This is a genomic window from Streptomyces sp. DH37 (assembly GCF_029813835.1).
In the GTDB taxonomy this organism is placed as follows: Bacteria; Actinomycetota; Actinomycetes; order Streptomycetales; family Streptomycetaceae; genus Streptomyces.
In genome coordinates this window covers 1-14,162 of sequence record NZ_JARVKV010000024.1, presented here as the reverse complement: position 1 = coordinate 14,162, position 14,162 = coordinate 1, and the positions used below count along the sequence as shown (strand labels likewise).

General features: G+C 74.3%; 11 protein-coding genes. 8 read left to right on the top strand and 3 right to left on the bottom strand.

Features of this window, described 5'->3' with window-relative positions; all coding sequences use genetic code 11:
• Positions 1-136: 136 nt before the first annotated feature.
• Entirely contained in the window at positions 137-1,948 is a 1,812-nt protein-coding gene (locus QC029_RS14415) for a DUF4173 domain-containing protein (protein WP_279556037.1), read from the top strand.
• A gap of 32 nt (positions 1,949-1,980) precedes the next feature.
• Here QC029_RS14415 and QC029_RS14410 read toward each other — a convergent pair whose 3' ends face one another.
• Positions 1,981-3,462: an MFS transporter gene (locus QC029_RS14410; RefSeq protein WP_279556077.1), complete on the bottom strand. Its 1,482-nt coding sequence runs from the start codon at positions 3,460-3,462 to the stop codon at positions 1,981-1,983.
• Between the two features lie 269 nt (positions 3,463-3,731).
• Between QC029_RS14410 and QC029_RS14405 the strand changes: the two genes are divergently transcribed.
• The 3 genes from QC029_RS14405 to QC029_RS14395 all read left to right on the top strand — a co-directional run bounded on the left by QC029_RS14405 (position 3,732) and on the right by QC029_RS14395 (position 5,848).
• Positions 3,732-4,349: a TetR/AcrR family transcriptional regulator gene (locus QC029_RS14405; protein WP_279556036.1), complete on the top strand. Its 618-nt coding sequence runs from the start codon at positions 3,732-3,734 to the stop codon at positions 4,347-4,349.
• Positions 4,350-4,476: 127 nt separating this feature from the next.
• Positions 4,477-5,154, top strand: coding sequence for a ribonuclease HII (locus QC029_RS14400; RefSeq protein ID WP_279556035.1), 678 nt, complete (start codon positions 4,477-4,479; stop codon positions 5,152-5,154).
• A gap of 67 nt (positions 5,155-5,221) precedes the next feature.
• Positions 5,222-5,848: a hypothetical protein gene (locus QC029_RS14395; protein ID WP_279556034.1), complete on the top strand. Its 627-nt coding sequence runs from the start codon at positions 5,222-5,224 to the stop codon at positions 5,846-5,848.
• A gap of 36 nt (positions 5,849-5,884) precedes the next feature.
• Here the strand turns inward: QC029_RS14395 and QC029_RS14390 are convergent, their stop codons facing one another.
• Both QC029_RS14390 and QC029_RS14385 read right to left on the bottom strand, forming a co-directional pair.
• Positions 5,885-6,472 carry a hypothetical protein gene (locus QC029_RS14390; RefSeq protein WP_279556033.1) on the bottom strand — a complete coding sequence of 196 codons (588 nt, stop codon included), beginning with the start codon at positions 6,470-6,472 and terminating at the stop codon, positions 5,885-5,887.
• Positions 6,473-6,594: 122 nt separating this feature from the next.
• Complete coding sequence (locus QC029_RS14385) at positions 6,595-8,760, bottom strand: RecQ family ATP-dependent DNA helicase (protein ID WP_279556032.1); 2,166 nt, start codon at positions 8,758-8,760, stop codon at positions 6,595-6,597.
• A gap of 147 nt (positions 8,761-8,907) precedes the next feature.
• Between QC029_RS14385 and QC029_RS14380 the strand changes: the two genes are divergently transcribed.
• From QC029_RS14380 to QC029_RS14365, 4 genes are all read left to right on the top strand, one after another.
• Positions 8,908-10,077 (top strand): DUF4192 domain-containing protein, encoded by a 1,170-nt coding sequence (locus tag QC029_RS14380; protein WP_336621588.1) that lies wholly within the window; start codon positions 8,908-8,910, stop codon positions 10,075-10,077.
• 55 nt (positions 10,078-10,132) lie between these two features.
• Positions 10,133-10,888 (top strand): NUDIX domain-containing protein, encoded by a 756-nt coding sequence (locus QC029_RS14375; protein WP_279556031.1) that lies wholly within the window; start codon positions 10,133-10,135, stop codon positions 10,886-10,888.
• A gap of 217 nt (positions 10,889-11,105) precedes the next feature.
• Positions 11,106-12,167 (top strand): FadR/GntR family transcriptional regulator, encoded by a 1,062-nt coding sequence (locus QC029_RS14370; RefSeq protein ID WP_279556030.1) that lies wholly within the window; start codon positions 11,106-11,108, stop codon positions 12,165-12,167.
• A 378-nt stretch (positions 12,168-12,545) separates the two neighbouring features.
• Positions 12,546-14,123 (top strand): RNA polymerase sigma factor, encoded by a 1,578-nt coding sequence (locus QC029_RS14365; protein ID WP_279556029.1) that lies wholly within the window; start codon positions 12,546-12,548, stop codon positions 14,121-14,123.
• The last annotated feature ends 39 nt before the right edge of the window (positions 14,124-14,162 follow it).

Here is a 14,162-nt window from a genome sequence, read left to right as displayed (position 1 = left end):
CCGACCCTGTCACCGCTGTGTCACAGAGCGGCGCCTCGGGTGCGTGTGCGCGCCGGGGGCGCACTACGGTGGCGCCCGAGTCATCGCGCTGATCACCGCGAGGCGGTGGGGAAGCCGTGGTGGGGGAGGGGGACTCATGTCCGACCAGCCGTTCGGCGCGCCCGCGGCGGAGGGGGCGAAGGGCACGAAGGGCACGACGCCGAAGGAGGCCGTGTCGGAGGACGCCGCGCCGGGGGACACCGTGTCGGAGGGAGCCGGGCCGGGGGACACCGCACCGGAGGGTGCCGCGCCGAAGGACACCGCGCCGAAGGACGCCGGGCCGCCCGAGGCGCCCGCGCACACGGCGCGGCGGACCGCCCCGGGCGAACGGTCCCCGAGGGCACGGCACGGCGCGTCGTCCTGGACCGCGTACGAGCCTCCGCCTCCGCCCGCCTGGGTGACGGCGGCGCGGCCGGAGGAGCCCGCGCCGATCGGCTGGGCCACCGTCTGGGCGGTGCTGGCCACCGGGGCGCTGGCCGGGCTGCTGCTCGGCGACGGTCTGGGGATCAACGTGCTGCTGGTCGCCCTGCCGGCGGCCCTCGCCGCGTACCTGGCCGGCCGGGCCGCGGGGCGCCGGATCCACCTGTGGTCGCTGGTGTGGGCCGTGGGCGGGCTGGCGCTGCTGCTGGTGCCCGCGCTGCGGGACGCGGGGTGGCCGACCTTCCTGGCGCTGACGGCCGCGCTCGCGGCGGGCTCGCTGGCGCTGCACGGAACCCGCACCTGGCGCGGCGTGCTGCTCGGCTGTGCCGGGGTGCTCGGCGAGGTCCTGCCCGGGGCCGTCTGGGCCTGGCGCGGGCTGCGGGAGCGGGCGGACGGCTCGCGCGACCGCTGGTGGCCCGTCATCCGGACGGGCGGCGTCGCCGTCGTGCTGCTGGTCGTCTTCGGCGCGCTGTTCGCGGGGGCGGACGCGGCCTTCGCGGACCTGCTGACCGGGCTGGTGCCCGAGACCTCGGTGTCGGACGGGCCGCTGCACGCCGTCCTGTTCGTCCTGGGAGTGGCGGGCGCGCTGGGAGCGGCCCGCACCGCCGCGGCCCCCTGGCGCTGGGACCGCGTCGAGGGCGGCCCGGGGCGGCCCCGGGGGCGCGTGGAGTGGGCGCTTCCCCTGATCGTGCTGAACGCGCTGTTCGCCGTCTTCATCGCCATCCAGCTCACCGTTCTCTTCGGCGGCTACGACAAGGTGCTCGACGAGACGGGGCTGACCTACGCCGAGTACGCCCGCCAGGGCTTCTGGCAACTGCTGACCGCCACCCTCCTGACCCTCGTCGTGATCGCGCTGGCCCTGCGCTGGGCGCCGCGCGGCGCGGCCCGCGACCGCACGCTGGTCCGTGCCGTGCTGGGCACCCTCTGCGCACTGACCCTCGTCGTGGTGCTCTCGGCGCTGCGCCGCATGGATCTGTACGTCGACGCGTACGGCCTGACCAGGCTGAGGGTGTCCGTGGCCGGGATCGAGCTGTGGCTCGGCCTCGTCGTGGTGCTGATCATGGCGGCCGGGGTGTTCGGCGCGCGCCTGCTGCCCCGCGCGGTCGTGGCGAGCGCCGGCGCCGCCGTGCTGTGCTTCGGGCTCGTCTCACCGGACGCGCTGGTCGCGGAGCAGAACGTCCGGCGCTTCGAGCGCACCGGGAAGATCGATCTGGAGTACCTCCAGGACCTCTCCGCCGACGCCGTGCCGGCCCTGGACGGCCTGCCCGAACCCCAGCGCTCCTGCGCCCTGCGCCACATCGCCGACGACGTCCTCGGCGGTGACGAGCCCTGGTACGCGACCAGTTACGGGGAGGCGCGGGCCCGTTCGGTGCTCGCCGACCGCCCCGTCGACCGCTCCGTCGGTCTCCCCGGCGACCGGAGCGGCGACCGGAGCGGCGGTCCCTGCGGACAGGTGGACCGGGAGGGTCGGGTCCGCGACTCGTACTGAGCGGCGGACCCGACCCCCTCCCCGGCTCCCGGTCAGGCGGCGGGTCCTCCCGCGCCCGCCGCCCCGTTGAGAGCCTCCAGGTCACTTCTGCGGACCCGTATCACCAGCACGGCGGTGAGCAGGGCGAGCGCGACCAGCGCGGCCGACGCGGCGAAGGCGGTGGACATCCCCTGGGCCAGCACCGCGTCGCCCCACGGGTCGGGCAGTTCGTGCGTCCTGGCGAACTCGGCCCGCTGCTCCGGTGACGCCTCGGCCATGAAGTCGGGTATCCGCTTCTCGGCCTCCTCGCGGCTCGCGGTGCCGAAGACGGTCATCAGGATGGACAGACCGAGCGAGCCGCCCACCTGCTGGGTGGCGTTGAGCAGACCGGAGGCCGCCCCGGCCTCGTGCTGGGCGACCCCGGAGACGGCGGTGAGCGTCAGGGTCACGAAGTTCAGCCCCATGCCGAAGCCGAAGAACAGCATCGGTCCCAGCACGCCGTCCAGGTAGCCGCTGTCCGGATCGACGAACGTCAGCCAGGCCATGCCGACGCCGGCGATGAGGGAGCCGGCCACCATGAACGGCTTGGGGCCGACCGTGGGCAGCAGCCGCTGCGAGACGCCCGCTCCCGCCACGATGGCGACGGTCACAGGAAGGAAGGCGAGCCCCGCGGTGATCGGGGAGTAACCCAGCACGTCCTGGACGAACAGCACGATGAAGAAGAACATCCCGAACATCGCCGCGGCCAGGCTGAGCATGATCAGGTACGTGCCGGAGCGGTTGCGGTCGGCGAACATCCGCAGAGGTGTGATCGGGTCGCCGACGCGGGACTCGTTGAGGACGAACGCCGCCAGCAGCACGACGGCCGCGCCGAAGGCCCCGAGGGTCACCCCGTCGCGCCATCCCTCCTCGGCGGCCCGGACGAACCCGTAGACGAGGGAGGCCACACCCGTGGTGGAGGTCAGCGCGCCGGTGATGTCGAAACGGCCCGGATGGCGCCGCGACTCCGCGATGTACAGCGGGGCGAGCACCGCGATCAGGATGCCGATGGGAACGTTGACGAACATCACCCAGCGCCAGCTCAGCCACTCGGTGAGCATGCCGCCCGCGAGCAGCCCGATGGCGCCGCCGCCCGCCGAGACGGCCGCGAACACGCCGAACGCCCGGTTGCGCTCGGGTCCTTCGGGGAAGGTGGTCGCGACCAGGGCCAGGGCGGTGGGCGAGGCGATCGCGCCGCCCGCGCCCTGCAGCGCCCGCGCCAGGAGCAGTTGCCAGGGCTCCTGCGCCAGTCCGCCCAGCAGGGAGGCCACGACGAAGAGCAGGACACCGGCCGTGAAGACCCGGCGCCGCCCCAGGATGTCGCCGGCCCTGCCGCCGAGCAGCAGCAGACCGCCGAAGGTGAGGGTGTAGGACGTGACCACCCAGGACAGGCCCGCGGTCGAGAAGTCGAGCGCTTCCCTGATGTGCGGAAGCGCGATGTTCACGATGGTGGCGTCGAGCACCACCATGAGCTGGCAGGCGGCGATCACGAACAGCGCGACGCCGCGCCGTGCCTGCCGCTCGCGGACGTGCGGTTCTTTCCGATCGACAGCCGGATGAGAGGTCGCCACGTGTGAAATCCCCCTGATTCCCCCACTTGAGAAACAGTGAACGCGGCCGTTCACTGTTCCCATCACCCTAGTGAGAGTCGACTAGGGAACGCAAGCGTTCACTAGGGATCGCGCTCGCGGACCCGCCGGCCGGTGGCGCGCCGGACGGGCCGCCGGATCCCCCGTGGACGACGAGGACCGACGGAGAGACGGACATGGCCACTTCGCGCAACGCGGAAACGGGAGCACCGGGGGCGCGCCGCCGGGGCCCCGAACTGGAGCGGGCGATCCTCGACGCGACGCTCGAGCAGCTGGGCAGCGCCGGATGGACGGGGCTGACCATGGAGGGGGTCGCGGCCCGGGCCCGCACCGGCAAGGCGGCCGTCTACCGCCGCTGGCCCTCCAAGAGCGAGCTGGTGGCCGACGCCCTGCGGGCCGCGCTGCCCGGTCCCCAGGAGCTGCCGGACTGCGGCAGTCTGCGCGAGGACCTCGTCCAGCTGTGCGGGCGGATGCGGGAGGCGATGTACTCCCCGAGCGGCTGCGCGCTGCGGGCCGTGCTGGACGAGTGCGACCGGACCGAGGCCGAGCGCTTCATCGGTCTCATCGTCGGCAGGGTGCTGGAGCCCGGCAAGCGGATGATCGGCGAGGTGGTGCGGCGCGGCATCGAACGCGGCGAGGTCAGGCCCGACGCCACGGGCGACCTGATCGTGGACGTGGTGCCCGCCATCATGATGTACCGGCACAAGACCGCCGGGGCCCCGCTGGAGGAGGCCGACATCGTCGACGTCGTGGACCAGGTGATGATGCCGCTGCTCAGTCCGCGCACCGGCTGAGGCGCACGCCCGGACCTGGTCTCCGGCCCGTCCCGGGCCTGTCCCCGGTCCCGCCTCCGGTTCCGGTCCCGGCCCGGGGCACCCCCCGGCTCGCCCGGCCGCCCCCGGGCGTACCCTGGCTGACGCCATGCCGTACGAGCCTCCCACCCACCGCGTCGAACGTTCCCTGCGGGCCACCACGGGGGCGAGGGTCGTCGCCGGAGTCGACGAGGTCGGCCGGGGCGCCTGGGCCGGGCCCGTGACCGTCTGCGCGGCGGTCACCGGACTGCGCCGCCCGCCCGAGGGCCTGACGGACTCCAAGCTCATCAGCCCCGCGCGCCGCGCCGAACTCGCCGGGCTGCTCGCCGGCTGGGTCACCACCCACGCGCTCGGGCACGCCTCCCCCGGGGAGATCGACGAGCTGGGCATGACGGCCGCCCTCCGGCTCGCCGCCGTACGCGCTCTGGAGGCGCTTCCGGTCCGCCCCGACGCGGTGATCCTCGACGGCAGGCACGACTACCTGGGAGCGCCCTGGCGGGTCCGTACGGTGGTCAAGGGCGACCGGTCCTGCGTCGCGGTCGCCGCCGCGTCCGTGATCGCCAAGGTGCACCGGGACGCCCTCATGGCCGAACTGGGCGCCGAACACGCCGAGTTCGGCTTCGACCGCAACGCCGGCTACCCCTCGCCCGCGCACCGCTCCGCCCTCGAGGAGCTGGGGCCCACGCCCCACCACCGGCTGTCGTGGTCGTATCTGGACGCGCTGCCGCGCTGGCGGCACCTGAAGCGGGCGCGCGCCGAGCGAACCGATCAGATCGGTCTCTTCTGAGCCGAAACCGAATCTTTTTCCGAACCCGCTGGCGCAACCCGCACCGGCGTTTGATAGACAACACCCCATGCCGCACAGCTCCGAGGAGCCCAAGATCCACCCGAATGTCCCCGGCCCCCGCAACACGGCGGGCACCACCCGGGCCCCACAGGTTCCCCGCCCCTCCGCACCCGTCCCCGGTCCCCGGCCGACACCGCCGCGGGCCGACCGCAGCCGTCCCGCCCCCGGCAGGCCGGTGCCGGCGCGCACCGCGACGTCCCCGCACCCGGCCGCGGAGCAGCCCGCGGCGGAGGCGGGGGCGGCCTCGCCGAGTGCCGCACCGCAGATCCGGCTCGTCGACGCCACCGACGCGACCGCGGTCGAGGTCGCCGACCGGACCGTCGACGAACTGCTCGACGAGGGCTGCCCGCCCGCCGACGTCCTGGTGTTCACCACCGGGGAGCAGCACCCCTGGGCGCAGCACGAACTCACCTTCGGCGAGGACGCCTACTGGCGGCAGCAGACCGAGGGCGAGGACGTCTTCTACGCCCACGCGTCGGCCGCGGACCGCACCGCCGGCCGCCCGGTCGTCGTGCTCGCCGTCAACGGCGGGACGGACGAGCAGGCCGCGCGGGCGCTGCCCGCGGCCCTCACCAGGACGGGCTCGCGGCTGATCGTCTGCGGCGATCCGCAGCGGCTGCGCACGCTGCTCTGACCGGCGCCCCGGGCCCGCCGTCCGCCGCCCGGCGGGTCAGCGGGCCGCCGTACTCCGCCGCGCCCCGGGAACCCGGGGGCCCTCGTCCTCCGGCCGGCCGTCGAGGACGGCCGGGCCGCCGAGGTACGGCCGCCGCCCGCAGCGGTCCTCGCCGAGCACCTGCCAGCCGGTACGGGTCAGCGTGAGGTAAGCGCCGCACCGCAGGCCGTGCAGGGTGCAGGCGTCGCGCAGTCCCCACATCCACGCGCCGTCCTGCTCCGTCCACCCCGGGCCGTCCTCCCGGCAGCACAGCAGGACGGCGGTGCGCGCGGGCCTGCGGCGGCGCAGATCGTGCGGAACGATCCGGCGCAGCTGGGACAGCAGGACGTTGCGGCACTCCCAGCCGTCCGGGGCGGAGCCGACCCGGGTGAACGACGCACTCGCGACGACCCGCTCGTCCGGGCCGAGCACCGCGACGACGGAGGTGGCCGGTCCGGGCCGGTGGCGGGCGTGCAGGCCGGTGACCGTCTCGCGCGGGCTGCGCAGCAGGGGGATCCCGGCGGCGGCCCACTCCGCGGGTTCGAGAGCACGGCCGGTGCGGGTCAGGGCCTCGGCGGGCGGTGGCGAGGCGAAGCCGAAGGTCATGGTCCTCCCTCCGTCCTTCGTCCGTGGCGCCGCACCAATTCTCACCGGCGAACGCGGTGGCGGCAATGGAGGACCGGGTCGCGCCGGTCACGTCGGGCCGCCGCCCGACGGCGGCTGGCGGGTCATCCCCGCACCGCCAGCACCAGCGGCATCACCCCTTCCGCCCCGGCCCGGCGCAGCAGCCGCGCGGCCACGGCCAGGGTCCAGCCGGTCTCCGTGAGGTCGTCCACCAGCAGCACCGGGCCACCGGCGGCCGCGACCGCCTCCGCCAGCGGTCCGGGCACGGTCAGCGCGCCGTGCAGGGCCCGGAGCCGCTGCGCGCTGTTGCTGCGCGGAATGCGGGTGTCCGCCGCCCCCTCGGCGTACTCCACGGTGCCCAGCAGCGGCATCCGGCCGACCGCCGCGATCCTTTCCCCGAGGGACCTGATCAGCCGCGGCCGGGTCCGCGAGTCGATGGTCACCACGCCCACCGGACGGGCCGGCGCGCCCTCCTCCCCGGAGGCCCAGCCGCCGGGGCCCCGCGCCCAGTCGGCGAGCACCGTGACGACGGCGTCGGCCACGTCGCCGGGCACCGGCCCGTCCTGCGACGGGGACTCCAGCAGCGGGCGCAGCCGGTTGCCCCAGCCGATGTCGGACAGCCGGCCCAGGGCCCTGCCGGGGGAGGCCTGCTCGCCCGCCGGCACGCGCCCCTTGAGGTCCAGCCCGATCGCGGGCAGTCCCGTCGGCCACATCCTGCGGGGCTCCACCTCCACACCGGGACGCCCCAGTTCGCCCCGCGCGGCCTCCAGCGCCGCCGGGTCGACCTCGGTGCCGAACCGCGGGCCCGCGCAGTTGTCGCACCGGCCGCAGGGCGCCGCCTCCTCGTCGTCCAACTGCCGCCGCAGGAACTCCATCCGGCATCCGGACGCGGCGGCGTACTCCCGCATCGCCCGCTGCTCGGCCTCCCGCTGCCGCGCGACCCAGGCGTACCGCTCGGTGTCGTAGGACCACGGCTCGCCCGTGGCGATCCAGCCGCCGCGCACCCGCCGCACCGCCCCGTCCACGTCGAGCACCTTGAGCATCGTCTCCAGCCGCGAGCGGCGCAGTTCCACCAGGGGCTCCAGGGCCGGCAGCGACAGCGGCCGGTCGGCCGAGGCCAGCACCTCCAGCGTGCGGCGCACCTGCTCCTCGGGGGGGAAGGCCAGGGAGGCGAAGTACCGCCAGATCGCCTCGTCCTCCGCGCCGGGCAGCAGTAGCACCTCGGCGTGCTCCACGCCGCGCCCGGCCCGGCCCACCTGCTGGTAGTAGGCGATGGGGGAGGAGGGGGAGCCCAGGTGGACGACGAAGCCCAGGTCCGGCTTGTCGAAGCCCATGCCCAGCGCGGAGGTGGCCACCAGCGCCTTGACCCTGTTGCCCAGCAGGTCCGCCTCGGCCGCCTCCCGGTCGGCGTTCTCCGTCCGCCCGGTGTAGGAGGACACCGTGTGCCCCCGCTGCCGCAGGAAGGCCGCCACCTCCTCGGCCGCCGAGACCGTCAGGGTGTAGACGATGCCGGAGCCCGGCAGCTCGTGGAGATGGCTGTCGAGCCAGGCCAGCCGGTGCGCCGCGTCCGGCAGGCGCAGCACCCCCAGGCTGAGGCTCTCCCGGTCCAGCGGGCCGCGCAGCACGAGCGCGTCCGTCCCCGCTCCGCCGGTGCCCAGCTGCTCGGCCACGTCGGCCGTCACCCGTGCGTTGGCCGTCGCGGTGGTGGCCAGCACCGGGACGCCCGGGGGGAGCTCGGCGAGCATCGTCCGCAGCCGCCGGTAGTCGGGCCGGAAGTCGTGGCCCCAGTCGGAGATGCAGTGCGCCTCGTCGACCACCAGCAGTCCGGTGGTGGCGGCCAGCTTCGGCAGCACCTGATCGCGGAAGTCGGGGTTGTTCAGGCGTTCCGGGCTGACGAGCAGCACGTCGACCTCGCCGGCGGCCACCTCGGTGTGGACCGCCTCCCACTCCTCGGTGTTCGCGGAGTTGATCGTCCGGGCGCGGATGCCCGCCCGCTCCGCGGCCTCGACCTGGTTGCGCATCAGCGCCAGCAGCGGGGAGACGATCACGGTCGGCCCCCCGCCGCGCTCGCGCAGCAGCGCGGTCGCCACGAAGTACACCGCCGACTTGCCCCAGCCGGTGCGCTGGACCACCAGGGTCCGCCGGCGCTCCACCACCAGGGCCTCGACGGCGCGCCACTGGTCGGTGCGCAGCCTCGCCGTGCCGGTGGCGTCGCCGGTGAGGCGGGACAGTACGGCGTCGGCCTCGACGCGCAGGTTCTCCTCGCTCATGCGTCCATGCAACCCGATGACACCGACACCGCGCGAACGCCCTGTGGACGACCCGCCGTTTCTGTGATCGATACGACCATCGGACCGCTGAGGCCGCCTGTGGACAACGCCGCGCGGCGTCCCGCCCGTGCGCGGCACTGTCGGGGCATGACACAGCACAGCGAATCCGCCCAGCAGCCGTCCGCCGCCGCCCGGGTCACCCTGCGCGGCCCGGCCGAGCTGATCGACTCCCTCCCGTACCTGCTCGGCTACCACCCCGACGACTCCGTCGTCCTGGTCGGCCTCCACGGCCCGAACGGCCGCTTCGGCGGCAGGCTCCGGGTGGGCATCCCCGCGCAGGAGGAGGGGTGGCCCGACCTCGCCGAACAGCTCGCCGACTGCCTGCGCGGCAGCGGCGTGCCGCGCGGCGACAGCCCGGACGGAGCCCTCGTCTTCCTGTGCCGGGAGCCGGCCGACGGCGAGAGCGGCCAGGCCGTCATGGAGCGCCTCAGGCCGCTCGCCCAGCGGTTGCGGATCGCCTGCGGGGCGCTGGAGATGCCCGTGTACGAGGCGCTGTGCGTCTCCGGCGGACGGTACTGGTCCTACTGCTGCCCCGACACCCGGTGCTGTCCCGCCGAGGGCACCCCGCTGGGCGTCCCCGGCACCTCGGCCATGGCGGCCGCCGCCGCGTACGCCGGGCTGCGGGTGGAGGGCACCCTGAAGGAGATGACGGCCAGGCTCGCCCCGCTCGGCCCGCCGGTCGCCGGACCGCAGGAGCGGGCCCTCGACCTCGCGGGCACGGCCCTGGTGCCCCGGATGCTGGGCGACGCCGACCGCGGGACGGTACGCGCCGAGACCCTCGCGCTCGCCCGGCGGCTGCTCGAACGCTACCGGTCCGCACCCGCCGCGGACCGGCGGGAGGGGAGGGCCGGGGCCGACGCCCGGGACGACCGCCTCCTCTCCCACGAGGAGGCCGCCACCGTGATCCTCGGCCTCCAGGACCGGATCACCCGGGACTGGGCCGCGGAGTGGATGGAGGGCTCGGACGCCGCCCCCGCCCTGCGGCTGTGGCGGGCGCTGGCCCGGCGGTGCGTGGGGGCCTACGCCGAACACGCCGCCGCCCCGCTCACCCTCGCGGGGTGGGTCGCCTGGTCCGGCGGGGACGAGCCCGGCGCGCGCGTGGCGCTGGGCCGCGCGCTGGAGCTGGACCCCGGGTACGTCTTCGCGCGGCTGCTCCACGGCGCCTGCAACAGCGGACTCGACCCCGAACCGCTGAGGCAGTGTCTGCGCCGGCAGCGGGCCGCGCGCGGCCTCGGGAGCGCGGCGGCCCGCGGCTGACGGCGGAACGGCGCGGGCCCCTGTTTATCGTCAGGCAGACGACTATGATCACGGCATGCCCTACGACCCGTCGGCCTTCCCTCCCTTCGCCGTCACCGTCGACCTGGTCGTGCTCACCGTGCGCAGGCACGCCCTGTGCGCGCTGGTCGTACGCCGGGGCGAGCCGCCGTACCAGGGACGGTGGGCGCTGCCCGGGGGGTTCGTACGCATCGACGAGGACCTCGGGGCCGCGGCCGCCCGCGAACTCACCGAGGAGACCGGGCTGCGCGTCCAGGGACCGGACGACCGGCAGGCCGGCGCCCACCTCGAACAGCTCGCCACCTACGGTGATCCGGAGCGGGACCCGAGGATGCGGGTGGTCAGCGTCGCCCATCTGGTACTCGCCCCCGACCTGCCCACCCCCACGGCCGGAGGCGACGCGGACAGCGTCCGCTGGGCCCCGGTGGACACCCTGCTGCCTCCCGGCGACGGCCCGGACCGGGGCGGCGGAGAGCCCGCCCCGCTCGCCTTCGACCACACCCGGATCCTCGCGGACGGGGTGGAGCGCGCCCGTTCGAAGATCGAGTACTCCTCGCTCGCCACCGCCTTCTGCCCGCCGGAGTTCACGGTGGGGGAGCTGCGGCGGGTCTACGAAGCGGTGTGGGGAGTCGCCCTCGATCCGCGGAACTTCCACCGCAAGGTCACCGGCACTCCCGGCTTCCTGGTGCCGACCGGCGGTACGACGACCCGTCAGGGCGGGCGGCCCGCACAACTGTTCCGGGCCGGCGGGGCGACGCTGCTGAACCCCCCGATGCTGCGCCCGGAGATCTGAGGGGAGGGGGGCCGGCGCCACGCCTCCCGCCGCGCTCGGGCGCCTCGCCCGCAGCCCGGGGCGTCCCCGCCCGGCGCGCCGCTCACCAGCGGGTTCGCGGCCCACGGCGGTCCGGAGCCGCCGCCGGCGCGCGTCAACTGCCGCATATGCCAGATCGGAAGACCTTTCCTTTCCGATAAGGCGTCAATTGCGTGGAGGTCGCCGATCACCCTTTCGTGTGCTTTTCACCAAAGCCCTCAAGGCCGTCCGGAGCACCGCCGACAAAGGATGCGTGACTACCCTTGCGCACACCATGATGACCTCGGCTCGCTCCGCCGACTCCGGCCTCACGGGTTCGGGCGAGCCGGACCGTTACGCCTACGCCGAGTCGACCGGCGCGGCCCGTGCCACCAGCGTCTCCGCCTGGGACGGCGGCGAAGCGGACATGGCCCGGGCCGGACGCCGCGCCGCCGGGAACCGGGGGCGCGGGCTGCACGGCCAACTCGTACAGCAACTGGGTCAGATGATCGTCTCCGGGGACCTCGGCGCCGACCGCCCCCTCGTGCCCGAGGAGATCGGCCAGCGCTTCGAGGTGTCGCGCACCGTCGTCCGCGAGTCGCTCCGGGTCCTGGAGGCCAAGGGCCTGGTCAGCGCCCGCCCCAACGTCGGGACGCGAGTCCGCCCGGTCAGCGACTGGAATCTCCTGGACCCCGACATCATCGAGTGGCGCGCCTTCGGTCCGCAGCGCGAGGACCAGCGCCGTGAACTGTGCGAGCTGCGCTGGGCCATCGAACCGCTGGCCGCCCGCCTCGCCGCGGACCACGGCCGCGACGAGATCCAGCAGCGCCTCGCGGACATGGTCGAGATCATGGGGCACACGCTCGCCCAGGGGGACGGCCTGACCTTCTCCCGGGCCGACGCCGAGTTCCACGCCCTGCTCCTGCAGGCCGCCGGCAACCGGATGCTGGAGCACCTCTCCGGCATCGTCGGCGCGGCCCTCCAGGTCTCCGGAGCACCCGCCGCCGGGTGCGAGCGCCCCACCGAGGCGTCGGTGGCCCACCACCGCAGGATCGCCGACGCCGTCGCCGCCGGAGAGGCCGCCACCGCCGAGAGCGCGGTGCGCCAGTTGTTCATGGCGCCCACCGAGGCGGCCGTCCCCGCGACATCCGGGGCGCCGGCTCCGGCGGCCCCCGCGCCCGGGACCTCCTCCGCCGCGCCGTCCGAGGCGCAGGTCCCGGCGGCCCCGCCGTCCGGGAGCGGCGCCTCCGACCACGTGGTGCCCGCGCCCCGCGAGCACTGACGGCCGGCGCCGGCCAGGTCCGCACGGTGTCGCCGGGTCCCGCCCGAAGCGGGGTCCGGCGACATCCGTCCGGTCCCGTGTCCCCCTTCTGCCGCACCGGCCCCTCCGGGCCCATGAACCGGAGATCCATCACCGTATAAGGCGATCTGGCCGTATATGTCCTGTGACTCGGGACACTCTAATTGGGCGTAACGCTTCGCGTGGCAGCGCGATGACTCAAGAGGTGGCAGTCAGCGGGGGAATACGGACGCCGTATCCGGCGCTGTAACTCCTCCGTCGCTCCACCCGAGCCGCCGGTCATCCCCGCCGGGGCTTGCAGGTTCCGGATCCCTTCGTGGGCGGGGCCGAAGCCGTTTCCATCGTTCCGAGAGGTTGTTCGTGTCGGCCAGCACATCCCGTACGCTCCCTGCGGAGATCGCCGAGTCCGCGTCTGTGATGGCGCTCATTGAGCGGGGAAAGGCCGAGGGGCAGATCGCCGGCGACGATGTGCGTCGGGCCTTCGAGGCTGACCAGATTCCGCCGACCCAGTGGAAGAACGTCCTGCGCAGCCTCAACCAGATCCTCGACGAGGAGGGTGTGACGCTGATGGTGAGTGCCGCTGAGGCCCCCAAGCGCACCCGGAAGAGCGTCGCAGCGAAGACCCCGGCCAAGCGCACCGCGACCAAGACGGTCGCCGCCAAGAAGACCGCCGTCAGGAAGGCCGCCCCGGTCGCCGGCGCGGAGGACCCCGCCGAGGACGCGGAGGGAGTCGCCGAGGACGCCGCGGCGAAGCCCGCCAAGAAGGCGGCGGCGAAGAAGACCGCGGCCAAGAAGACCACCGCCAAGAAGGTGGCGGCGAAGAAGACCGCGGCCAAGAAGACCACCGCCAAGAAGGGGGAGGTCGACGAGCTGCTCGAGGGCGACGAGGACATCATCGACGAGCCCCCGATGAAGGGCGGCAAGGTCGCCGACGACCCCGCGGCCGAGGTCAAGGGCGAGAACGAGGGATTCGTCCTGTCCGACGAGGACGAGGACGACGCCCCCGCCCAGCAGGTCGCCGCCGCAGGCGCCACCGCCGACCCGGTCAAGGACTACCTCAAGCAGATCGGCAAGGTCCCCCTGCTCAACGCCGAGCAGGAGGTCGAGCTGGCCAAGCGCATCGAGGCCGGTCTCTTCGCCGAGGACAAACTCGCCAACAGCGACAAGATCGCCCCCAAGCTCAAGCGCGAGCTGGAGATCATCGCCGAGGACGGCCGCCGCGCCAAGAACCACCTCCTGGAGGCCAACCTCCGTCTGGTGGTCTCGCTGGCCAAGCGCTACACCGGCCGCGGCATGCTCTTCCTGGACCTGATCCAGGAGGGCAACCTGGGCCTGATCCGCGCCGTCGAGAAGTTCGACTACACCAAGGGTTACAAGTTCTCGACGTACGCGACCTGGTGGATCCGCCAGGCCATCACCCGCGCCATGGCCGACCAGGCCCGCACCATCCGCATCCCGGTGCACATGGTCGAGGTGATCAACAAGCTCGCGCGCGTCCAGCGTCAGATGCTCCAGGACCTGGGCCGCGAGCCCACTCCGGAGGAGCTGGCCAAGGAACTCGACATGACCCCGGAGAAGGTCGTCGAGGTCCAGAAGTACGGCCGCGAGCCGATCTCCCTGCACACCCCGCTGGGCGAGGACGGCGACAGCGAGTTCGGTGACCTCATCGAGGACTCCGAGGCCGTCGTCCCGGCCGACGCGGTCAGCTTCACGCTCCTGCAGGAGCAGCTCCACTCCGTGCTCGACACGCTCAGCGAGCGCGAGGCCGGCGTGGTCTCGATGCGCTTCGGCCTCACCGACGGCCAGCCCAAGACGCTGGACGAGATCGGCAAGGTCTACGGCGTGACCCGTGAGCGGATCCGCCAGATCGAGTCCAAGACGATGTCGAAGCTGCGCCACCCCTCCCGCTCGCAGGTTCTGCGGGACTACCTCGACTGACCGGTGGTGGGCCGGGGCCGCTGGGCCCGGCCCACCACG

Bases quoted from the DNA above. Each gene is read 5' to 3' on its own strand.
- QC029_RS14415 (WP_279556037.1), top strand. From the start codon at position 137: ATGTCCGACCAGCCGTTCGGCGCGCCCGCGGCGGAGGGGGCGAAGGGC.
- QC029_RS14385 (WP_279556032.1), bottom strand. From the start codon at position 8,760: ATGAGCGAGGAGAACCTGCGCGTCGAGGCCGACGCCGTACTGTCCCGC.
- QC029_RS14390 (WP_279556033.1), bottom strand. From the start codon at position 6,472: ATGACCTTCGGCTTCGCCTCGCCACCGCCCGCCGAGGCCCTGACCCGC.
- QC029_RS14400 (WP_279556035.1), top strand. From the start codon at position 4,477: ATGCCGTACGAGCCTCCCACCCACCGCGTCGAACGTTCCCTGCGGGCC.
- QC029_RS14375 (WP_279556031.1), top strand. From the start codon at position 10,133: ATGCCCTACGACCCGTCGGCCTTCCCTCCCTTCGCCGTCACCGTCGAC.
- QC029_RS14380 (WP_336621588.1), top strand. From the start codon at position 8,908: ATGACACAGCACAGCGAATCCGCCCAGCAGCCGTCCGCCGCCGCCCGG.
- QC029_RS14395 (WP_279556034.1), top strand. From the start codon at position 5,222: ATGCCGCACAGCTCCGAGGAGCCCAAGATCCACCCGAATGTCCCCGGC.
- QC029_RS14405 (WP_279556036.1), top strand. From the start codon at position 3,732: ATGGCCACTTCGCGCAACGCGGAAACGGGAGCACCGGGGGCGCGCCGC.